Genomic DNA, 21,613 nt, shown 5'->3' with positions numbered 1-21,613 from the left:
GCAGGCAGGGCCGCGTGGACACCGGAGGAGAGCGCCGTGACGCAGCAGAGCCGGGTGGGCCCGCCGCCCCCCTTCGACCCGACCGTGGCCGCCACGCTGGCGGTCGTGCACGAGACCATGCCTCCGGACGGGCTCACCCCGGAACGCATCCCGCTGTACCGGGCGGCCGCCGCCGAGGTGCGGTCCAGGCCGGCCGAGGAGTTCACCCGGGACGGCGCGTTCGCCGTCCAGGAGCGCGCGGTGCCGGGGCCGCAGGGCGCGCCCGAGGTGCCGCTGCTGATCTGCCGGCCGACCGGGGCGGCCGGGCCCACGGGGGTGATCTACTACATCCACGGCGGCGGCATGGTGATGGGCACCAACCGGCACGGTGCGGACGACCTGCTGGACCTCGCCCTGGACCTGGGGATGACCCTGGTCTCGGTGGAGTACCGCCTGGCTCCGGAGCACCCGCACCCCGCGCCCGTCGAGGACTGCTACGCCGGTCTGCTCTGGACGGTCGAGCACGCCGGCGAGCTGGGGCTCGACCTCGGACGCGTCGTCGTCGCCGGCACCAGCGCGGGCGGCGGCCTGGCGGCCGCGGTGTCCCTGCTGGCCCGCGACCGCGGGGGGCCCGCGCTGGCCGGGCAGATGCTGATCTGCCCGATGCTCGACGACCGCAACGACACGCCCTCGTCGATCCAGATGGCCGGGCTCGGCATCTGGGACCGCACCTGCAACGACACCGGCTGGACGGCCCTGCTGGGCGACGCCCGCGGCGGCCCCGACGTCTCCCCGTACGCCGCTCCCGCCCGTGCCGCCGACCTGTCCGGCCTGCCCCCGGCGTTCGTCGACGTCGGCTCGGCCGAGACGTTCCGGGACGAGGACGTCGCCTACGCCACCCGGATCTGGCAGGCGGGCGGCGTCGCCGAACTCCACGTCTGGCCGGGCGGCTGCCACGGGTTCGACATGCTGGCCCCGCACGCAGCGATCTCCGTCGAGGCCAGGGAGGCGCGCCTCCGCTGGCTGCGCCGCGTCCTGGCCTCCTGACGCGCGATGATGGAGTGGTGAGAGAGCTCGTCGGCCGGTTGACCGCACTGGATCCCCAGGCGGGCGCCGCGGTCCAGGTGATCGCCTACTTCGACGCCCTCGTGGCGCAGCGGGCGGGCCTGGAGGCGATCGTGCGGGGCGCGGCCTTCCTGGCGAGGTGCCCCGCACGGCTGGTCGACGACGAGCGCCGCCTGCGGGTGCGGGCGACGCCGGACGGGAGCACCTCCGACTCGCCTGAGCCCGCCGCCCCGCACTGGCCCGCCGAGGAGATCGTCCCCGGCGGGCCGGCCCGCGTGCTGCTGGAACGCCCTTCGGGCCCCGCGGAGCTGGACCGGATGATCCTCGAACGCGCCGCCGCCGCGGCCCGCACCGTCCTGGAACGCACCCGTACCCGTGTCCGGGAGCCGGCCGAGATCCTCCTGGACGCCCGGACCTCGGAGAACGAACGCCTGTGGGCGGCCCGCCGCCTCGGTCTGAACCCCGACGAACCCGCCCGCGCCATCGCCTTCCCGGACCGGCCGCCGCTCGTCCGGCCGGCGCAGGCGGACGTCCCGCAGGACCGCCGCGCCGGAGTCGGCCCGGCGGTGAACGTCCTCGACCTGCCCTCCTCATGGGAGGCGGCGCGCACCGCCCTCCGCCTGACCGCCGAAGGCACCGAGCAGGATCCGGGGCCGCGCGTCCTCCACGCCGGAGAGCTGGGCCCGCTGGCCGTCCTGGCCGCTCACATCCACCCGGGCGCCCCGGCCGATCCCGACACCCGCGCCCTGGACCGCGCCGCGGCTTCCGCGCCCTGGATGCTGCGGACCCTGGACACCGTCGCCGCCGCCTCCAGCCTCCGTGCCGCGGCGACCGCCCTCACCGTCCACCACTCCACCCTGCAGACCCGGCTGGCCCAGGCCTCCCGCCTCCTCGGCTGGGACGTCCGCACCCCTGCGGGGCGTCTCCGCCTCCACCTGGCGCTGATCGCCCGCCGCCTCCACCGCAACCCCTGACCCGGCGAGAGATCGGCCACTTCCGTGCGGCACGGAGCGGTGCCCTGGGTAGGGCAGGGACATGTTCTTCTTCTTCTCAAGCCGCCTGGGATGTCTGGGTTCGATCCTCATCAGCGTGATCGCCACGGCGATCCTCTACTTCGTCCTGTTCCGCTGATCCTCACGCCCGCGCCGTGGCGGTGGTGACGCGGAGGGTGGTGTGCAGGGAGAAGGGAGCTTCGGGGAGGACGGCGAAGGCGGCGTCGCGGGCCTCGTCGAGGCGGGACCCGGGGATCTGCTCCAGCAGGGCGCGGATGCCGTGGGACCAGAGCCACTCCCAGAAGACGGACCTGTCGGAGAAGCGGGACTCGATGACGTGCTCGGTGATCTCGACGCCGGACCAGCCGGCGAGGAGGCCGGTGATCGAGGCGGGGTCGCGGAAACGGTCGAGGGGGCGTTCGCCTTCGGCGGGCGGGGCGAAGGAGGCCAGGGTCTTCACGACGGACTCGAAGACCGGGTCCTGGGCGCCGAAGGTGCTGAAGGCCAGCCGCCCGCCGGGGCGCAGGACGCGCCGGTAGGCGGTCAGGGCGTCCTCGGGGGAGGGCAGGAAGAAGATGACGAGCCCGGCGAGCACGGTGTCGAACGAGCCGTCGGGGAAGTCGGGGGCGGCGGCGTCTCCGACGGACACGGTCACCCAGGGCAGGTGGGCCGCGGCCGAGGCCGTCAGCGCGACCATCTCCTCGGCGAGGTCGATCCCCACGGCGGTCCCGGACGGTCCCGCCGCCTCGGCGGCAGGGAGCAGCACATGCCCGCGCCCGCACCCGACGTCCAGGACGCGCGCGCCCTCTCCCACCCCGGCCCGCTCCACCAGCGCCCGGCCCATCGGCGTGAAGAACTCCACCCCGACCTGCTCGTAGTCCGCCGCAGACCGGCCGAAAACCCCGATGACGGAAGCCTTGCCCTCAGATGCGCTCATGCCAACGATCTTCGCATCCGTCCGGCCCCGGCGGGCGCCTCCGGGCGAGGCGGCGCCGTCTCCGGCCCGTCGAGGAGGACGGGAAGGACGAAACGTTCGATCATCATGCGTTCGTCGGCCGCGTCCCGGCCGGGGTTGGCCAGCAGGGACACGATGATCCGCAGCAGCCAGCGGGCGCGCTCGCGGACGGCGGGGTCGTCCGGGTCGCCGAGGAAGGCGGCGCACAGGCCCTGGAGGACGGCGGAGGCCTCGACGAGTCCGGCGGTGCGCGCGCCGTCCGCGGCGGTGAACCAGGACGCCAGGACCGGGCTCTCCCGCACCGCGGCGAGGGCCGACCGGATCGCCTCCGCCAGGCGTTCGCGGGGGTCGGTGAGGTGCTGGAGGCGGCGGGCGACGCCCTCCACGACGCGGTGGGTCTGGCGGTGCATGTACGCCACCTGCAGGGCGTGCCGGTTCTCGAAGTAGCGGTAGAGCGTGGCCCGCGAGCATCCGGCGGCCTGCGCGATGTGGCTCATCTCGGTGGCTCCGACACCGCGCTCGGCGAAGACCTCCCCGGCGGCGTCGAGGATGCGCCCGGCGGCCAGGCCGACGCGCTCCTCCCGCATCCAGGGCCGGCTCATGCCGCGGGCCCGGGACGGAACGGCAGGGACTGGAAGCGGCGGACGAAGTGGCCGGGGGCGAACTCGCCGCGGTCGGTGTCCACCTCGAAGTGCGGGTGGCGGGCGAGGAGCTCCTCCAGGGCGATCCCGGCCTGGAGCCGGGCGGCCGACGCGCCCAGGCAGTGGTGGGCGCCGTGGCCGAACCCCAGGGTGTGGCGCGGCCTGCGGGTGAGGTCGAGCGCGTCGGCGTCGTGGCCGAACTCCCGCGGGTCCCGGTTGGCCGAGCCGTACAGCAGGAGCACCTTGCGTCCGGCGGGCAGGACCTTGCCGTGCAGCTCCACGTCCCGGGTGGCGGTGCGGGCCAGCCCCTGGACGGGGCTGGTCAGCCGGAGCAGTTCGTCGATGGCGTCGGGAATGAGGGAGGGGTCGTCCACCAGCGCCCTGCGCTGGTCGGGGTGCGCGGCGAGCAGCCCGCATCCGGCGCTGAGCAGGCCGGTCGTGGTGTCGTTGCCTCCGGCGACCATGGTGAACGCGAAGCCGAGGATGCGCAGCGGGCCCAGCGGGTCCGCGTCGTCGAAGACGGCGTTCAGCGCCGAGATCAGGTCGTCGCCGGGCTCGGCGCGCCTGCGCTCGATGAGCTCCCCGAAGTAGCCGAACAGCTCCGCCACGGCCTGCCCGGCCGACAGCGCGTCGCCGTAGGCGTTGGCGGCCACGATCTCCTCGGTCCACCGGTCGAACCTGGACCTGTCCTCCTCGGGGACGCCCAGGTAGTGGGCGACGACGAAGCTCGGCAGCGGCTTGAACAGCTCGGCGACGATGTCGGCGTCGGCCGGGCCGTGCGCGGCGAGGCGGTCCAGCCGCTCGCGCACGAACGCCCGCACCGCCGGTTCGATCGAGGAGACCCGGCGGGGGGTGAAACCGCGGCTGACGAGCCTGCGGAAGTCGGTGTGCTCGGGCGGGTCCAGCATCACCATCGGCGCGGCCTCGCCGAGCCCGATCCGCTCCCGCTCGCCGTAGGTGAAGGTCAGCCCCTCGGCGGAGGAGAACGTCGCGGTGTCCCGGGCGGCCTCCCACACGTCGGCGAACCGGGACAGCACCCAGTAGTCGCCCCGCTCGACGTGGTGCAGGGGGTCGTGGTCGCGCAGAGCGGCGTACATGCCGAACGGGTCGCGCCACGACTCCCCTGACAAAGGCTCGTAGCCCTGGAACACTTCAGTCTCCATGTCGCGAATATGAGACATATCAGCTTTCATGTCAACAGGGCGGGGCCGCGGGTTCAGCCGTTCCGCAGTGCCGCGAAGAAGGCGCGGATGTCGCCGACCACCTCGTCGGGGCGCTCCATGGCGGCGAAGTGGCCGCCGGTCGGGAACTTGCTCCAGTGCACGATGTTGGTGTTGTCGCGCTCGGCCAGGCTGCGGATGGTCTTGAAGTCGTCCGCGAAGACCGCGACCCCGGTCGGCGCGTTGTTGAGGGCGGGCTCCGCGCCCGAGTGCGCCTCCGCGTAGTGGTACCGGCCGGCCGTGGCCTGGGTGTTGGTGAACCAGTAGAGGCAGACCTGGGTGAGGATCTGGTCGCGGGTCACCAGGCTCGTGCCGTTGCCGAAGGAGTTGAACAGCTCGCTCCAGGCGAGCTGGCCGACCGGCGAGTCGGCGATCCCGACGGCGACGGTCTGCGGACGGGACGCGTTGATCGCGTTGTAGCCGCCGACCGACTGGAACCACTGCATGTGCTCCAGGGACGCGTACTCCTCGGGCCCGAAGCCCTCGAACTCGGCCGGGTCGCCGGAGGGGAACGAGAACAGCTGCAGCACGTGCATCCCGAGGTATCCGGGCGGGCTCAGCAGCCCCAGCTCGCGGGAGACCAGGGTGCCCGCGTCGCTGCCGTGCGAGCCGTAGGAGTCGTAGCCGAGCCGGCGCATGAGCGTGTCGAAGGTGCGGGCCACCCTGGCCATCGTCCAGCCGCCGCCTTCGAGCGGGGTGCTGAAACCGAAGCCGGGGATCGAGGGGACGACCACGGAGAACGCGTCCTCGGCCCTGCCGCCGTGCGCGACGGGGTCGGTCAGCGGGCCGATCATGTCGAGGAAGTCGATGAACGAGCCGGGGTAGGTGTGGACGAGCAGCAGCGGGGTCGCGTCCGGCTCGGCGGACGGCACGTGGATGAAGTGCACGTTCTGCCCGTCGATGTCGGTCAGGTAGTGCGGGAACTCGTTCATCCGCTTCTCCTGCCTCCGCCAGTCGAACGACTTCCGCCAGTACTCGACGGTCTCGTCCAGGTAGGCGTTCGGGGTGCCGAGCGTCCAGTCGTCGTCCGCCGCGGGGCGGGGCAGCCGGGTGGCGGCGAGCCGGCGGTCGAGGTCCTCGAGCTCGGCCTGGGGGATCTCGACGTGGAAGGGGCGGATGTCGGTGCGCTGCGTCTTCGTCATGGCCTCAAGGTAGGAGCCATATAGGAAGATCAGATTCCGCAATGGAGGCCATAATCCGGAGAATGTTGGAGACTTCTTCGCGCTTGCTCGCCCTCCTCTCCCTCCTGCAGTCACGACCGGAGTGGCCGGGTCCTGAGCTGGCCGAACGCCTGGGAGTGAGCACCCGCACGATCCGCAACGACATCGAGCGCCTGCGGGAGCTCGGCTATCCCGTGGAGGCCACGCGCGGCGCGGCCGGCGCCTACCGGCTCGGGCCCGGCGCGAAACTGCCGCCGCTGCTGCTCGACGACGAGGAGGCCGTCGCCGTCGCGATCGGGCTGCGGGCCGGCACCGGCGTCAGCGGCATCGAGGAGAGCAGCGCGCGCGCCCTGGCCAAGCTGGAGCAGGTGCTTCCCCACCGGCTGCACCGCCAGGTGGCCGCGATCCACGAGTCCACCTCCCGGGCGCCGGAGAACCTCGACTCCAACGTCGAGGACCCCGAGATCGACGCCGAGGTCCTGAGCCGGATCGCGGCGGCGATCCGCGACCGCGAATGGTTCCGCTTCGACTACGCGGCCGGGCCCGGGGCCGCCGCGAGCCCCCCGCCACGCCGGCCGCGCCGGACGGCCGCAAACTCGTCGAGCCCTACCGCCTGGTCAACTGGCGGCGCCGCTGGTACCTCGTGGGGCGCGACCCGCAGTCCGGCGCCTGGTCCACCCACCGGGCCGACTGGATCACCCCGCTGGCGCCGACCCGACGCCGGTTCGCCCCGACCCCGCTGCCCGGCCTCGACTACACGGCCTTCGTCCTGCGCGACGTGGCCTTCACCGGCTGGAAGGTCCACGCCCGCATCACCGTCCTGGCCTCCGCCGAGGAGGTCCTCTCCCGCATCAACGCCACCGTGGGGGTGGTCGAGTCCGTCGACGAGCACCGCTGCGTCCTGGTCACGGGCGCCGACAGCCTGGAGGTCATCGCCGTCTACATCGGCATGCTCGGCCTCGACTTCAAGGTCACCGGGCCTCCCGGGCTCGTCGCCCACCTGGCGGGCCTCGGAAAGCGCTACCTCCAGGCGATCGAGCCTTGACCGGCCGAAATTTATGATCACGGGTATGACGCTGCTCGATCTGAACCCGGACCAACTCCTGTCCACCACCCGCGCCGTGCGCAAACGCCTCGACTTCACCCGCGCCGTCTCCGAGGACGCGATCCGCGAGTGCGTCGCGATGGCGCTGCAGGCGCCCTCGGGCTCCAACGTGGTGACCATGCGCTTCGTCGTGGTCCGCGACGCGGAGAAGCGCCGCGCCATCGGCGACGTGTACCGCGAGGTCTACGCCGGTTACAAGGCCTCCCCGCACTACGCGGGCGCCCGGTCCGGCGACGCCCAGTCCCGCGTGGCGAGCTCCGCCGACCACCTCGGCGAGCACATGGGCGACGCCCCCGTCCTGGTGATCGGCTGCACCGAGGGCCCCGACCGCGCGTCGGCCAAGGCGGCGCTCGGCAACATCCTCCCGGCGATGTGGAGCTTCATGCTCGCCGCCCGCGCACGGGGGCTCGGCACCGCCTGGACGTCCATGCACCTGGCCCGCGAGCGCGAGGTCGCCGACCTCCTCGGCATCCCCTACGACACCGTCGCCCAGGCCGTCCTGACCCCGCTCGCCCACACCAAGGGCACCGACTTCCGCCCGGCCGAGCGGCCCTCTCCGGACTCCGTCATCCACTGGGACACCTGGTAGGGCACGCCCGGAGCCCGCGCCGCCCGGTACCGGCCGTCGAGGGCTCCGGGCCGTTCGCCGCGTACCGTCAGGTGAAGAAGATGGGCTGGGTTACCGTGGCCGGGAGGTCGCCGCCGGCCTCGGTGAACGCGGCGAGCGCCTGGACGAGGGAGGTGCGCTGGTCCGGGGCGAGACGGGCGACGACCTGGGAGATCTCGTCGCGGCGGCGGGCCGTCACGTCCGCGACGACCCTGCGGCCCGCGGGGGCGAGGCCGAGGATGATCTCGCGGCGGTTCTGCGGGTTGACCTTGCGGGTGATCAGCCTGGCGAGGACGAGGCGCTCGGCCATCCGCAGCGCGGTGGAGGGGTTGACGCCCAGCAGGTCCGCCAGCGTCGACAACTTCATCGGACCCTGCACGGACAGACTGGTCAGCATCCGGAACTGGGCGAGGGTGACCCCTTCCCCGACCGCGCCGAGCGAGCGCGCCGAGATCGCGACGAGGAGGCGGGAGGCCGTCAGCAGGGCCGTGGTCACGGCTTCGATGTCGTCGCCGTTCGGTGCCTCGACCCGCGCATGGTTCATGCCCCCTTTTGTACCGTCCTTCGCGCCGGTCGGTATTTTGCATCATGCAATCCTTGCACTGTGCAAACGTCGTTGGTAGCTTCGTGCGACGACGTGAACGGGACGCGGCGACGCATCCCGGCGAAGAGGACGGGGGGTCCGCACATGTCGCTACCGGGTGGCCGCAGGGCCGTATGGGGGGTGCTCGCCGCGGTCGTGGCCGTCGTGGCCGTGGTCGCGGGGGTCTTTCTGACCGGCGGGGAGAAGGGCGCCACGGTGCGTGACGCCGCCGCCGACGACACCTCCCTGGCGCAGCCCGCGGACGAGTCGTCGCCGCAGGACGTGGCGGCCGAGCCGGTCCCGCCGGACAGCACGCCCGTCGAGAAGCCCGAGGTCACCCCGCAGGCGACCGCCCTCAGGGAGCGGAAGATCCCGGAGGCCGCCCCCGAGGGGGCCCCGCAGGACGCGGGCGCGCCGAAGGACTGGGGCGGCTGCGACCGCAACTACGGCGAGGCGACGCAGTGCGTCCCGTGGACGTTCCCCGACGGCATCACCGCGTACGACGACAAGTGCCTGTGGCTCGAGCTCAACGGTTTCACCACGGCCATCAAGGTCGTGGGTACCGACCGGCAGAAGCTCGACAACGACGGCGACAAGACCGCCTGCAACGGCTGAACGGCCGTGTGGCAGCCCCCGAGGAGTTCGACGATGAGATTCCGCAGGCCGAGGGCCCGCGTGTTCCTGGCCGGGTCGGCGATGCTGACGGCGGCCCTCGTGCAGGGCGGCGTCCCCGCGTACGCCGCGCCCAACATCGTGCCCAACCCGAAGCTCGAAACGAAGGCGGGCAAGCTTCCCAAGTGCTGGGAGGTGTGGACGAAGGGCCGCAACGAGGGGTCGGCGAAGCTCGTCCGCGGGCGCGTCAGCAAGCGCGCGGTGCAGATCAAGCAGAAGATGCGGGTGTCCGGGGCGCGGGCCCTGATCCAGACCAAGGCCTGCGCGATCAAGAAGGTCAAGCCCGGCCAGCGCCTCAACCTGTCCTTCCACCTGAAGTCCACCACCCCCAAGATGTCCGTGATGTTCTTCCGCCAGAAGAGCAACGGCTCCTGGGTGTCCTGGGCGGACTACGGCGTCGGCGGCGCGTCCTCGAAGTGGCGCAAGGCGACGGTGAAGACCGGCCCGGTCCCCGCCGGCACCAAGGCCGTCCGGTTCGGCCTGGCGATCTCCGGCAAGGGGACCATCACCACCGACGACTACCTCATGACGGCCTCGGCGGGCGCCGCCGGCAGGTGCACCGACAAGACCGGCTGCGTCGAGGGCAAGTGGCGCTACGTCGACTTCGGCGACCCCAAGCCGGGAGCCGACGACGGAGACCCCGGTGACGCCGGAGCCCTGGCCAGGAAGAAGGGCGTCCGTGCGATGCACACGGTCGTCCTCAACAACGGCAAGGTCCTGCTCATCGCCGGTACGGGGAACAACGCGCAGAACTTCGCGGCGGGCAGCTTCGAGAGCATGCTCTTCGACCCGGCCACCGGAAAGTACCGGAAGATCAAGACGCCGGTCGACATGTTCTGCGCCGGGCACGTCCAGCTCTCCGACGGCCGCGTCCTCATCATGGGCGGCACGAAGAAGTACTCCGAGAACGACAGCGGGTACCAGGGCTGGCTGGGCGAGGAGAAGTCGTACATCTTCGACCCGAAGGACAACAAGTACCACCGGACCAACGACATGAACGACGGCCACTGGTACCCGTCCGCGACCATCCTCGGCAACGGGGACGTCTACTCCGTCGGCGGCTACGCCGGGGACTACCAGGGCGGCTACCAGTACGTCTCCCGGGTCGCGGAGCTGTTCAAGTACAACAAGAAGTCCAAGACCGGCGGCGCCTGGCTGCCCGCGAACAAGGTCGCGCAGAGCAACATCAACTGGTCGACCTACCCGGCGCTGATCCTCATGCAGAACGGCAAGCTGTTCTACTCCGGGAGCAGCGTCTTCGGCCACCCGGTCACCGGGAACAGCAACGACAACTACACGCACAACGAGGGCAACTTCCTCAGCGCCGGGATCTTCGACTACAAGAAGAAGAACTCCTTCAAGGAGGTGCCCGGCCTGAGCCAGAAGTGGGCGCGCGACCAGTCCGCCAGCGTCCTGCTCCCGCCCGCCCAGCGCCAGAAGGTGATGACCATGGGCGGCATGGACTTCTCGGCGCAGGGCCCGGGCGTCGCGCACGCGCACACCGACATCGTCGACCTCAACTCCCCCAGCCCCCGGTACCGGCGCGGCCCCGACCTGAACGCCGCGAAGGTGTACGTGTCGGCCGTCCTGCTGCCCGACGGCAAGGTCTTCGAGACCGGCGGCTCCTACGCCAACCGCACCCAGTACGTGCGGGAGGCCGCCATGTTCGACCCCAAGAAGCCGGACGCCTGGACGGCGATGGCGCCCGACAAGGTCGGCCGCACCTACCACAACACCGCGGTCCTGCTGCCCGACGGCCGGGTCCTGGCCGCGGGCTCCAACCCGATCAGCAACTTCTACGAGACCCGCATCTCGATCTACTCGCCGCCCTACCTCTTCAAGGGCCCCCGCCCCAAGATCCGGAGCGTGAGCAAGAAGTACTGGGCCTACGGCGGCGCCTACACCATCAAGACCGACCGCAAGATCAAGTCCGCCTGGCTGATGCGCCCCGGCGCGGTGACCCACTCCTCCGACCCCAACCAGCGCGCGGTGGCGCCGGAGAAGCTCACCATCAAGGGCGACACGGCCAAGTTCAAGTTCACCAACAAGCCCAACATCGCCCCTCCCGGCTGGTACATGCTCTTCGCCACCGACGCCAACGGCGTTCCCTCGGTGGCCGAGTGGGTCCACGTCGGCGGATGACCGGCGCGGCGGGCCGGGTGCGCCGGCCCGCCGCCCCCCTCAGGTCAGGGACCGTCGGGAAGCTCCACGTCGTGGGCCGCCTGGCGGGCCTCCAGGTGAGGTGAGGCGCGGAGACGGAGAAGGGCTTCGCGGAACTCGGTCGGCCAGCCGGTGGAATCGCCTGCCAGGGCCGTCAGGCTGACGGCGAACAGGGCGCCGGGGAGGGCGCCCTGGGCGGTGAGGTCCCGGATGGCCGGGAGGAACGCGGAAGAGGAGAGCCGGGTGTGGCGGTAGCGGTCCTCGATCTTCTGGGCGGTCTGCGCGGCCAGGACCGGGCGGCCGTCGAGCAGGCCGGCCAGGGACGTGAGCTCCCCGGCCATGGCCTGCGGATCGACGTTCTCGGTGGGGAGCAGGCTCTCCAGGAGGGCTGTCGCCAGGGGCAGGCGAAGGGGCTCGCAGGCCAGCAGGCCGGCGAAGGCACGGGCCAGGTCGTCCCGCCAGGGTGCTCGGGCACCGTACCGGATCGCCTCGGCCAGGCTTGTGACGCGGGATCCCGGGGGCTCCTCGGTCGCCAGGAGGCGGCGCATGACGTCCAGTGCCTCGCCGCGGACGATGCCATGCCGGAGAAGGAGGAGGAAGACTGACAAGTCGGTTTCGTCGCCGGTGACGGCGGCCTCCAGGAACTCCGCGGTGCCGGGCCGGTACCAATGGGCCCAGATGCCGAACGCGCGGGCGGCGCGGGCCCGGACCCCCGGGCCGCCCGCCGCGCGGAGCAGCCCGTGCACCAGCTCCGCGACGTCCGGGCGGTGCTCCGGTGCGAAGTCCAGAGGCGACATCTGGAGGAACGATCGGGCCATCTCCTCACCGGACAGGCGTGACCGCAGCGCGGCCAGAGCACGCGGATCCTCAGGAACCCGCCGCAACGCCACGGCGACCGCGATCCGGACGTCCGGATGCGTCTCCGGGTCGTTCCAGGCGCGCAGGAGCGGCTCCACCGCGCCGGGGATCCGCTGCGTGACGAATTGCCGCGCGGCTGCCTTCCGTGCTCCGACCTTCCCGCCGGTCAGGGCTTCCTCCAGTACGGGAGAGAGCAGCGAAGGAACGGCGAAACGGCAGGCCCGTGACGCGGCGGCCTGCGCCACCGGGCCCCGGGTCAGCAGTTCCTCGACGGACCGAGGACGCCGTCCCAGGCCTTCGAGCGCCGCTTCCAGGATCACGGGTTCGTCCTCGATCGTCTGGAGCAATGCGGCGAGGGCATCCGGGAAGGCCCGCAACCCGGAGACCGCCACGAGCCGCTCGCCGATCGCAAGCCCGGCATCCTGCGCCCGGATCAGCAGAGCCTCTTCGATCCGATCACGCTGGGAGACGTTCCATTTCCCCGGCATGTCCGGGGTGACCAGGCCGAGAGGGGCTTGGTCCAGGAGGTCCGTCCGCCGGGACGCGACGACACGCCAGACGGCCGGATGCCGCAGAGCCGAAGCGTCCAGGGACGCCACCCGCTCAGCCTTGTCCGGAGCCCGCGTGAGCCAGAGCTCCGCGGCCTGCGCCGCCTCGTCGTCGGGCGCGGTCAGGACGGCGCGCCGCAGTGCGTCCTGCAGCTCCGGCAGCCGCCGGGACCGGGCTCCGAGCGAACGAGCCAGCTCGATCACGAGCGCGTGGTCATTCCGGAGGTACGGCAGCAGGAGCGCCAACAGCTCCCGTTCCTGCCCGCGCCTCAGCTCGGTGCCGAGGGCAGGCGTCCTGTGCCGGGAGAAGCCGTACCGGACGGGAACGGCCTGCGGACGGCGGAGAGCGGCGGCCCCGTGCCGGGCGACGAGCTTCTCGTAGACCCGCAGAGCCCAACCCGCCAGTGCCGGATCCGAGGACGGGAACAGCCTTCCGGCCAGTTGCCGCAACGTCTCCCGCGTGTCCTCCGACGTGTCGCGTGCCCGGACGACGGCTTCCGCCAGCCGTTCCAGGTGCGGGACGCACGACCCGTCCATCCGCACCCCGGCCAGCCCCTTCAGCAGCGTGGCCCGAACAGGATCCTGCTCGTTGGCCGTTCGCTCGACGACCTCGCCGAGCAGCTCCTCGACGAGCTCGGAGTCCCGCGTACGGGCGGCGCACTTCAGCAGAAGCACCCGAGCGGCACCGCGCAGCCGCGGATCACCGGTGAACGCCGCCTCCCGCAACCGCGGTGCGGCCTCGCCGAACGGCAGATGCGCGATGATCCGCAGCTCCACCACCGGATGGTCGCGGTGGGTGATATCCGAGGCATGCAGCTCCCGAAGCCGCCGGGCCTCCGAGACGGACAGCTCGTCGGGCAGCAACTCCAGCAGATCGAGTACTTCGGACATCGGCATCTCGACCTGCGCGTAGAGCGAAGCCCGCTGCTCGAAAGGCACAGAGCGCAGGAAACGCTTGATCGTCCGCCAAGAGACATACCGGGTCAGCTGCTCGCCGGAGAGCCGCGAGGCCTGCCGGAACATCGGCGAGGGCAACCCGGAACGCACACACCGCCGGCTGATCAGACCTGTTGTGCGTGTGAAGTCGGCCCGGAACAACGGGCCGAGCACTTTCCCTCCCATATAGAGCACCCTGTTGCGGAAACTTGCCTCGATCAGCTCCAGCATCCGCACGGGTTCGGCACGGGAGAGTTCGGCGAACGTCCGCGTCCATCGCCCGTATACCTGCGGGCCCAGCCCGTCCCGGCACTCCCGTTCGAGCAGGTCGAGCACCGCCCCGGGATGCCGCCGCGCCAGCACGCGCCGCCTGGTGACCGCGTGCCCGACCCGAGGCAGCCACTCCCGGACCACGCCGGAACCGCACGCGGGAAGCAGAGCCGCCGCTTCCTGCGGTCCCCAGCGTGCGTGGACCTGCGGCAGAAGCCGTTCCGCGAGGGCTTCACGACGACCCGCCACCAGCGTCCGGTACACCGCGTACCGCAGCTCCGTAGGCGCGTCCTCCAGGACGGGCGGGACGGCCTCGTCCGGGACGGGCAACGTCCGGACGGCGCGCAGCGCCGCCCGCCTCAACTCCGGATCGGCCCCCGCCAGAACCGCGGCGAGGTGGTCGAAGCGCCGTCCCGCGATGGCCATGTGCAGTGCCGTCCGCCGCCCGTACGGGCCGAGCTCCGCCAGTTCGGCGAGCAGCCCGTCCAGCCGGGCCCCGGCGTTCCGGGCGTGCAGCGCGAGCTCCCGCATCCGCAGCGGGTAGGGCAGGAGGGAGAGGCGTTCGAGAAGCGAAGAAGCCGGTTCGAAGACCGGCACGGGGCTCACAGAGCCGGGCGCAGGACGCCCTTTCCACTCGTCATGCGGCCAGCATGCCGCATGCCGATCACCGGCTGCAAGCTCTCGCCTTCGGGTTGATGATGCCGTCACGTAGGCCTTTGCAGCACAATGTCGTGATCGACATCCGGCGATCCCTTGAGGACCCTTGTGAACCCCCTTGCCCCGCGCGACCCTGAGGAGATCAACGGCCACCGGCTGCTCGGACGCCTCGGCGAGGGCGGCCAGGGCGTCGTCTACCTGGCCGAGGCGCCCGACGGCCGCAAGGTCGCCGTCAAGGTGATGCACGGCGTGATCGACAAGACCTTCGAGCGGGAGGTCGCCGCCGCGCACAAGGTCGCGCCGTTCTGCACCGCCCAGATCATCGAGTCCGGCGACGACTACGTGATCACCGAGTTCATCGACGGCCCGTCCCTGCGCGAGGCCGTCGAACGGGACGGCCCGCTCACCGGCGCGGCCCTGTACCGGCTGAGCGTGGGCACGGCCACCGCGCTCGCCGCGATCCACCGGGCGGGCATCGTCCACCGCGACTTCAAACCCGGCAACGTGCTGCTCGGTCCGGACGGCCCCCGCGTCATCGACTTCGGCATCGCCCGGAACCTGGACGCCACCGCCTCGGTGAGCGGCTCGATCGTCGGCACGCCCAGCTTCATGGCACCCGAGCAATTCTCGACCCGCGCCGTCACATCCGCCGCGGACGTCTTCGCCTGGGCCGCCACGATCGCCTACGCCGCCAACGGGAGCCCCCCGTACGGGCAGGACTCCATCCCGGCCGTCATGCACCGCCTCCTGACCGCGGAACCCGACCTCGGCCGCATCGACGGACCCCTGCGCGGCCTGCTCGTCCGCTGCCTGGCCAAGGAGCCCATGGAGCGCCCGAGCGCCGGTGAACTCCTCACGAGCCTCCTGGAGAACACCGGCGGCTCCGACGCCCTCGCCCTGGGCCGCGCGGTGGCCGCCGAGGCGTCCCTCGACGACGACCGGTCCATCCGGTGGACGACGCTCCGGCTGTCTTCGCGCACGGAGCCTCCACGTCGCCGCCGCTCCCGGAAACTCCCGATGGTCGCGGCGGCCATCGCCGGAATCCTGTTCACGGCAGGCGCCGGAGTCGTCGGAATCCAGCTGATGGAGAAGGACGAGCCGGTGGATACCTTCGACGCGGTAGTCCCGCCCGACAGCAGTACGGAGTTCGCGAAGGCCATCGAGACCGCGGTGGCCAAAGCCAGAACGGCGACGGTCAAGGTGGAAGGCGGCCGTCCGAACAGCCTCGAACGACTCGAGGCGGACGGCAAACTCGACTACAAGGCAGGCCGGAAGACCAGTTACGAGGTCTCGCTGAGCAACCCGGTCGACCCCGGCGAGACCGTCACACCGCGCCGTCTGATCCTCGTCGGGGACACGGCCTACCCCCAGGAGATCGGCGGAGAGCCCGAACCCGCCGGTGACTCCGCCTACCGCAAGGGCAGCCCGCACCTGGACCTCCTGATCGAGACCCGCTGGATGAGCTCCCCGCAGAGCCTCACGGCACTGCTCCGCAGCCAGGCTTCCTTCACCCATTCCCAGGATCAGGCCACCTGGACGCTGAGCGGCAGGGCCGCGAAGAAGCTCCTCACCGGGAAACCGGAACTCGGCGGCTTCTACGACCCCTACGACACCGTGCGCTTCACCCTCCTTCTTGACTCCCGCTACCGGCCCAAGAGCCTCGACCTCAACCTCCAGAAGAAGGTGGAGGGGGGTGTCTACCGTTCCTTCTACAGAGTCACTTACGGCGACTGGGGTACCAGCGGTACGATCACCAATCCCCAATGAGAGGTGATCTTTGCCTGATTCCCTGACGAAATCACAAGCCCGCGCGATCATCCTCCGCACCCACGGCTTCACCCACGTCCCCGCCGACTCCCGGCTGGACCCGCTTCTCACCGGGTACGACAGAACGCTGGAGCTCGGTTTCGGCCTGGCCTTCTACCGGACGGTCGAGCGCTACATCGTGCAGACGTGCAAGGCGTCCCAGCTGCGCCGCCTCCCGAAACTGGTCGAGAACGAGGACGAGGTGCGGCTGCTCGTCGGGTTCTACCGGGGCGAGCCGCTCTTCGACGGCGGCTGGCGGGGCCGCGTGTACCGGATGACGGAGGAGACGGCGTTCGGCGCCCGTCCCGGCCGCCAGCGGACCCGGCCGCGGAGAAGCGTGCGCTGCCCGCTCCCGACGAACAGCGTGTGAGTCAGTTCTGCGGCTGCGGGTTGTCCCGCAGCCACTGGTCGAACTTCGCCTTGAGCTTGAGGAACTCGCCATAGGACGTCGCGTACTCGGTGCGGCGTTCGGTCGGGTTCGTGGTGACGAAGTAGAGCCATTTCCCGTCGGCCGGGCTCATGGCGGCCTCGATGGCGGCGACGCCCGGATTGCTGATCGGCCCCGGCGGCAGCCCTTTGTGCCGGTAGAGGTTGTAGGGCGAATCGATGTCCTGGTGCCGCTCCCGCACGTCGATGGTGCGCTTCTGCCACGCGTAGAGCAGAGCCGGGTCGAACTGCAGCGGCATGCCGATCTTCAGCCGGTTGTGCAGGACCCGCGAGATCATCGCACGGTCCTCGGGCCGGCCCGCCTCGGCCTCGATCAGGCTCGCGACGGTCACGACCTCGGCCGGGTCGAGACCCAGCGCCTGCCCACGGGAGAAGTCGACCTTCTGGGTCTCCTGCTTGAACCGGCCGACCATCATGGCGAGCAACTGGGACGCGGTCGCGTCCGGCGGAAGGTCGTACCGGCCGGGATACAGATAGCCCTCGACCTTCCCCTTCGCCGACTCGGGAAGCCCCAGGGAAGCCGGATCGACCTTCTCGAACTCCTTGACGGGGATTTCCGTGGCCTCCGAGAGCAGCGCGTAGACCTCCGAAGCCCACCGGCCCTCGGGAACGTTCACGACGCCGATCCGGGAAGCCGGGTCGAGCAGCGCCGCGACGGCCGACTCGGCGGACATCCCCTTGCGCACCCGGTAGAAGCCGGGTTGCAGCGTCTGGAGTTTCACGCCCGCCGCGTTGGTGAACGCCTCGACGGACTTCACGGCCCCCGCCTTCTGCAGCGTCCGCCCCACATGAGCGGTGGAATCACCCTTCACGACCTCGACGGTGACCGTCCCCGTCCCCTGCCCGGAGTAGTCCGGAGGAGGCATGTGCCCCTGGAGCTTGGCGTATCCGAAATAGCAGCCCCCGCCGATCACCGCCAAGAGGAAGAGCAAAGAGACGATGACGGCCGCGCCGCCGCGCTTTCTGCGCCCGTTCCGGGAGGAGCCGCCCTCTTCCCACAGGTCCGGATCGACGACCATCGCTTCTCCTGATCGGTCTGCTACGGAAGACGATGCTCTCGGGAGACCTCCCCTTCCTTCCGCCCGCCATCGCATCGCGGGGGAGTTTTTACCCAGAACAAGCCGCTTGTTGCAGCATTGGACGAAGGTCACACGACCGGGACTATCGTGGTGCCCGTGCCGCACAGGGAAACGCGTGGGAGAACACGCCACGGGAGAGAACACGACACGGAACCGCGCCGGGTGTCCGCCCGCAACGCGCAGTTCCAGACCTGGCAGGCGCTCCTCGCCAACCGCAACAAGCGCCAGAAGCTCGGCGAGTTCCTCATCCACGGCGTCCGGCCGATCTCCCTGGCGGTGCGCTACGGCTGGCCGCTGCACCGCCTCCTCCACCCGTCCGGCACCCGCCTGTCGTCCTGGGCCGAGGACCTCATCCGCGACAGCGGCGTCCCCGCCACCGCCGTGGACCCCGAACTCCTGCACGAGCTGGGCGAACGGGAGTCCGCGCCGCCCGAGCTGATCGCCGTCGGCGCCCTGGGCTCCGACGACCTCGCCCGCCTCGGGCGGGACCGCGACCTCCTCGCCGTCGCCTTCGACCGCCCGTCCAGCCCCGGCAACATCGGCACCCTGATCCGCTCCGCCGACGCCTTCGGCGCCTCGGGCCTCATCGTCACCGGCCACGCCGCCGACGTCTACGACCCCAAGGCCGTCCGGGCCAGCACAGGCTCCCTGTTCCGCCTGCCCGTGGTCCGCGTCCCGTCGCCCGCCGACGTCCTGGCCTGGGCGGAGGGCCTCCGAGCCGAGGGCGTGCCCCTGCGGATCGTGGGCACCGACGAGCACGGCACCACCCCCGTCACCGGCTGCGACCTGACCGGCCCCGTCCTCCTGGTCGTCGGCAACGAGACCACCGGCATGAGCACCCGCTGGCGCGAGATCTGCGACGAGACCGTCAGCATCCCCATCGGCGGGGCCGCCAGCTCCCTCAACGCCGCCTCCGCCGGCACCCTCATGCTGTACGAGGCCGCCCGCCAGCGCGGCTTCCCCGCCGCCGCGTCCGAAGACTGACGACCCCCGGCGCCGCAGGGGCGCCGGGGGCGACGTTCTTCCGCCGGGATCACACCCCGTAGAGCTTCAACCCCACGTGGTCGACGATCCACCGGCGGTCCCGCAGATCGAGCGCGAAGTAGATCCGGCCGACCCGGGTCGGCGGCACATGGTCCTCCAGCTTGATGTGGTGGACCCGGCTGTACTGCCGCCCCCCGAACCAGAACCTGTCCAGCCCGTTCTTCTTCAACGCCTTGTCGATGGGCGAATACCGCAACCCCACCGTCCGGATCAACCAGTCGTGCAACCGCTCCCGTATGTCCCCGCCCAGCCCCCTCCACTGGGCCGCCGCCTCCGAGAGCCCGTCGAGCGACTGGTACATGAGTTCCTCGTTCTGGTACTTGCACCTGATCCACGACTTCTGCGCAGCCGAGGTGAACACCAGCCCGCCCCCCGACCGCTCCTCGTAGCGGCGGAACAGAGCGGGTGTCTCCCGACGGCGCCCCTGCCGTCCGCCCGCGTGATGTGACATCTTCATGGCGGCTTCCTCCCTGCGAGGACGGACGCGCCCGCGTCAACGCACGGACGCGCTAACAAACCCAGGCTAACCCCACAACAATCGAGAAGCACTTATACAGCGAGAATGTCCCGAGCAAGCCCCGACCACTCCAGTCCCGGCCGAACAACCTCGACACACTGACGAAGCCCAACGGCGAACTCGGCCGCACGGGCTGCTCGAAGTGAAGGCCCAGAGGCGCGAACAAAGCAAGAGCCGGTGATTTGCGATTCTCGATTCGCGATGAGGACGGCACCGCGGATCGCCCCGAACTCGTCCAGAACTGCGATGCGAAGGCCGGGCGGGTCACCGGCACACGCGTCTGGACGCCTCCATGGCGGCAGGGAACGCTGGAGTCGATCCGGCCGGTCGCTTTCCGGCGGACCACCGGCGTTCCGAACACCGAGTCCACAGTCGGCTACAAAAGGAACATATGTCTCTGGGGAAGGCCAGAGCATGAGCGGAATGAAGACGTACAAGGTCCGGTGCGTCCGCACGAACCGGCTACGCGGCTTCGGGGAAGTCGTCCTGCCGCACCACCCGAGCGTGTCGGACAAGGCGGACTCGGCCTCTCGTCTCCTCCGCGAAGAACGCTATTGCGCCGTCGACGGCCTGCAGCAAGAACCCTTCGACCCCGGCCTGATCCCTGAAATCGGGGCCTCGGCCGCCGACGTGGAACGCTGGTGCCGGGCCACACACGACCTCTTCGAGGGCGTTCAGACCTTCCACCGGTGGGCGTCCACGACCCTGGAACGCCTGCGAAACCCGCCGCCCGCATACCGCCGGATCCTCTCCTGGAGCAAAAACCTGCGAATCACCGGCCCACCCGGACCCGACCGGACGGGAACAGCCCCCACACGACGACCGGCTCACGCGATACCAGGCCGACTGGCAGCGACTGCACAGCGAACTGTTCACCGCCCACCGCGTCTACGACGAGCAGACCAGCGACCTGACCACTCGTGTCCTCGCCATGCTGAACACCCTGGAACAAGAGCTCAAACGAGAACAACACTGGGCGCAGAAAGCCCGGCAACGAGAACAGGAGGCACGACGTCCGGCCATGCCACCAGCCGATCCCGAAACCCGACACGACCATGCCGCCCGACCGGACACCCCGGCACCCGAAAACCAGTGACCCGACCACCCTCCGGCCGCGACACTGCACTCACACCCCCATCCTCCGCTCGCCTCGACGCGGTATCGCCCGGCCGTCGGGACGGGATCGACTGGTCCCCGGCCGCACGTCCTACGGCGATGAGCAGGTGCCGGGTCCGTGTCGCCTGCTCAGGGGATGGCCTCGATCTCCTTCACGAGGGAGTCGAGGGTCTTGTGCTTCTTGGAGTCGTTCAGCAGAGATCGGCCGGTAGGCGTCCAGGGCGTTTGCGGCGGTGGAGGCAGGAGCGCGCGGAGGCGCCTGCTCCCGATCCTCTCCGCACCCGCCGGAGCCGAGGACGAGAGGCACGGCGAGCGCTGTGATCAGTCCGGAACGGGCGACGCTCGCTCTGCCCATTATCGTCTCTTTCCCTGGCACCTGTTGTTGAGTCGGTCGACGTTGCGGTGTCCGGGAAGTGCGGGAGTTCAGGCGGTATCGGCGGTTCTCGGCCTCCGGCGCGTACGGCGTGTGTCCGCGGCGAGATGGTGCCGGGAGGGTCAGAGGACGTAGCCGGCGATCATCTGGCCGAGGCGGATGATGTCGGAGTCGCCCTTGAACTCCAGGCGGACGCTGCCCAGGCCGCTGAACCACAGCTCGAGTTCGGCGTCGAGGTCGAAGCTGCCGGCGGTCTCCACGGACCAGGCCTGGATCTTGTTGTAGGGCAGGGAGCTGAAGTCGCGCTTCTTGCCGGTGAAGCCCTGGATGTTGACGGCGATGATCCGCTTGTTGGTGAAGACGACGAAGTCCCGGACGGTCTTGAACGCCGAGATGATCTGCTCGCCCTGGATCATCAGCGGTGCGACGGAGGGGCCGACTTCGGCGGGGTCGCAGGCGTGGAGTTTGAAGACGGAACCGTTCTTGAAATCAATCATTATGTGAACATCATAAACGGATGAATCGTTGTTTGAATCTGTCGTCGCCCGGGTAGGGGGCTGTCTTTCGTGCGGCGGGGATCGTTCGTTCCGCGGTCGGGTGAAGGTCCTCGTCAAGACCCGTGTCGCCTGGAAGCTCCACCCTCTGCCTCATGTGGCCCGCCGGTCGTCTTCGGGGCTCTGTCCGGCAGTGGACAGTGCGCTCGGAAAGTGACTCTCCATAAACGACTCGCTCGCCTTCTGCGTCTAAGACTATGTCTTACGTGGCTTTTCGGGTGGTCTGCTGGGATGATGTCGTGCTGTGTTGATGTCGACTTTGGGTCTGC

At 70.6% G+C, this 21,613-nt stretch carries 18 protein-coding genes and 1 pseudogene; 9 read left to right on the top strand and 10 right to left on the bottom strand.

Annotated elements, in window-relative coordinates; translation table 11 throughout:
* Window positions 1-117 precede the first annotated feature (117 nt).
* Together C2865_RS00110 and C2865_RS00105 are read left to right on the top strand one after the other, a co-directional pair.
* Window positions 118-1,026 (top strand): alpha/beta hydrolase, encoded by a 909-nt coding sequence (locus C2865_RS00110; RefSeq protein ID WP_232835406.1) that lies wholly within the window; start codon window positions 118-120, stop codon window positions 1,024-1,026.
* Window positions 1,027-1,043: 17 nt separating this feature from the next.
* Window positions 1,044-2,018: a helix-turn-helix domain-containing protein gene (locus C2865_RS00105; RefSeq protein ID WP_106396223.1), complete on the top strand. Its 975-nt coding sequence runs from the start codon at window positions 1,044-1,046 to the stop codon at window positions 2,016-2,018.
* A gap of 160 nt (window positions 2,019-2,178) precedes the next feature.
* On the opposite strand, the gene C2865_RS00100 is transcribed toward C2865_RS00105, so the two are convergent.
* The 4 genes from C2865_RS00100 to C2865_RS00085 are packed head-to-tail and all read right to left on the bottom strand — an operon-like array spanning window position 2,179 to window position 5,994.
* Complete coding sequence (locus tag C2865_RS00100) at window positions 2,179-2,973, bottom strand: class I SAM-dependent methyltransferase (protein WP_106396222.1); 795 nt, start codon at window positions 2,971-2,973, stop codon at window positions 2,179-2,181.
* Window positions 2,970-3,593 carry a TetR/AcrR family transcriptional regulator gene (locus tag C2865_RS00095; protein WP_106396221.1) on the bottom strand — a complete coding sequence of 208 codons (624 nt, stop codon included), beginning with the start codon at window positions 3,591-3,593 and terminating at the stop codon, window positions 2,970-2,972. The genes C2865_RS00100 and C2865_RS00095 overlap by 4 nt, the downstream gene beginning before the upstream one ends.
* Window positions 3,590-4,795, bottom strand: a complete 1,206-nt coding sequence (locus C2865_RS00090; RefSeq protein WP_198652793.1) for a cytochrome P450 — start codon at window positions 4,793-4,795, stop codon at window positions 3,590-3,592. Before C2865_RS00090 ends, C2865_RS00095 begins: the two co-directional genes overlap by 4 nt.
* A 53-nt stretch (window positions 4,796-4,848) precedes the next feature.
* Window positions 4,849-5,994, bottom strand: a complete 1,146-nt coding sequence (locus C2865_RS00085; RefSeq protein WP_106396219.1) for an epoxide hydrolase family protein — start codon at window positions 5,992-5,994, stop codon at window positions 4,849-4,851.
* 62 nt (window positions 5,995-6,056) lie between these two features.
* Here C2865_RS00085 and C2865_RS00080 point away from each other — a divergent pair.
* Both C2865_RS00080 and C2865_RS00075 read left to right on the top strand, forming a co-directional pair.
* Window positions 6,057-7,057 (top strand): annotated as a pseudogene (locus C2865_RS00080) (helix-turn-helix transcriptional regulator).
* Window positions 7,058-7,082: 25 nt separating this feature from the next.
* A complete protein-coding gene (locus C2865_RS00075) occupies window positions 7,083-7,706 on the top strand; it encodes a nitroreductase family protein (protein WP_232835259.1) in 624 nt (207 codons plus the stop codon).
* Window positions 7,707-7,773: 67 nt separating this feature from the next.
* Here C2865_RS00075 and C2865_RS00070 read toward each other — a convergent pair whose 3' ends face one another.
* The gene (locus C2865_RS00070; RefSeq protein WP_106396218.1) at window positions 7,774-8,268 is read right to left on the bottom strand and encodes a MarR family winged helix-turn-helix transcriptional regulator; all 495 of its coding nucleotides are present in this window, start codon (window positions 8,266-8,268) and stop codon (window positions 7,774-7,776) included.
* Window positions 8,269-8,412: 144 nt separating this feature from the next.
* Here C2865_RS00070 and C2865_RS00065 point away from each other — a divergent pair, with 144 nt between their 5' ends.
* The gene (locus C2865_RS00065; RefSeq protein ID WP_157963484.1) at window positions 8,413-8,922 is read left to right on the top strand and encodes a hypothetical protein; all 510 of its coding nucleotides are present in this window, start codon (window positions 8,413-8,415) and stop codon (window positions 8,920-8,922) included.
* Between the two features lie 33 nt (window positions 8,923-8,955).
* Window positions 8,956-11,121 (top strand): galactose oxidase early set domain-containing protein, encoded by a 2,166-nt coding sequence (locus C2865_RS00060; RefSeq protein WP_106396216.1) that lies wholly within the window; start codon window positions 8,956-8,958, stop codon window positions 11,119-11,121.
* 44 nt (window positions 11,122-11,165) lie between these two features.
* Here the strand turns inward: C2865_RS00060 and C2865_RS00055 are convergent, their stop codons facing one another.
* The gene (locus C2865_RS00055; RefSeq protein WP_106396215.1) at window positions 11,166-14,348 is read right to left on the bottom strand and encodes a hypothetical protein; all 3,183 of its coding nucleotides are present in this window, start codon (window positions 14,346-14,348) and stop codon (window positions 11,166-11,168) included.
* A gap of 168 nt (window positions 14,349-14,516) precedes the next feature.
* On the opposite strand from C2865_RS00055, the gene C2865_RS00050 reads away from it, so the two are divergent.
* A complete protein-coding gene (locus tag C2865_RS00050; protein WP_157963483.1) occupies window positions 14,517-16,175 on the top strand; it encodes a serine/threonine protein kinase in 1,659 nt (552 codons plus the stop codon).
* 10 nt (window positions 16,176-16,185) lie between these two features.
* Window positions 16,186-16,584: a hypothetical protein gene (locus C2865_RS00045; protein ID WP_106396213.1), complete on the top strand. Its 399-nt coding sequence runs from the start codon at window positions 16,186-16,188 to the stop codon at window positions 16,582-16,584.
* A 1-nt stretch (window position 16,585) separates the two neighbouring features.
* Here the strand turns inward: C2865_RS00045 and mltG are convergent, their stop codons facing one another.
* Entirely contained in the window at window positions 16,586-17,680 is a 1,095-nt protein-coding gene (mltG, locus tag C2865_RS00040; protein ID WP_157963482.1) for an endolytic transglycosylase MltG, read from the bottom strand.
* A gap of 222 nt (window positions 17,681-17,902) precedes the next feature.
* On the opposite strand from mltG, the gene C2865_RS00035 reads away from it, so the two are divergent.
* The gene (locus tag C2865_RS00035) at window positions 17,903-18,724 is read left to right on the top strand and encodes a TrmH family RNA methyltransferase (protein WP_232835258.1); all 822 of its coding nucleotides are present in this window, start codon (window positions 17,903-17,905) and stop codon (window positions 18,722-18,724) included.
* Window positions 18,725-18,773: 49 nt separating this feature from the next.
* On the opposite strand, the gene C2865_RS00030 is transcribed toward C2865_RS00035, so the two are convergent.
* From C2865_RS00030 to C2865_RS00015, 3 genes are all read right to left on the bottom strand, one after another.
* Window positions 18,774-19,241: a hypothetical protein gene (locus tag C2865_RS00030; RefSeq protein WP_106396211.1), complete on the bottom strand. Its 468-nt coding sequence runs from the start codon at window positions 19,239-19,241 to the stop codon at window positions 18,774-18,776.
* Between the two features lie 832 nt (window positions 19,242-20,073).
* Window positions 20,074-20,358 (bottom strand): hypothetical protein, encoded by a 285-nt coding sequence (locus C2865_RS39845; RefSeq protein ID WP_198652791.1) that lies wholly within the window; start codon window positions 20,356-20,358, stop codon window positions 20,074-20,076.
* Window positions 20,359-20,912: 554 nt separating this feature from the next.
* Window positions 20,913-21,287 (bottom strand): PH domain-containing protein, encoded by a 375-nt coding sequence (locus C2865_RS00015; RefSeq protein WP_106396208.1) that lies wholly within the window; start codon window positions 21,285-21,287, stop codon window positions 20,913-20,915.
* Window positions 21,288-21,613 lie beyond the last annotated feature (326 nt).

It is taken from the genome of Actinocorallia populi (genome assembly GCF_002995495.1).
GTDB classification, from domain to species: domain Bacteria; phylum Actinomycetota; class Actinomycetes; order Streptosporangiales; family Streptosporangiaceae; genus Actinocorallia; species Actinocorallia populi.
The sequence above is the reverse complement of the archived record's forward strand: the minus strand, read 5'-3'. Positions and strand labels throughout refer to the sequence as shown.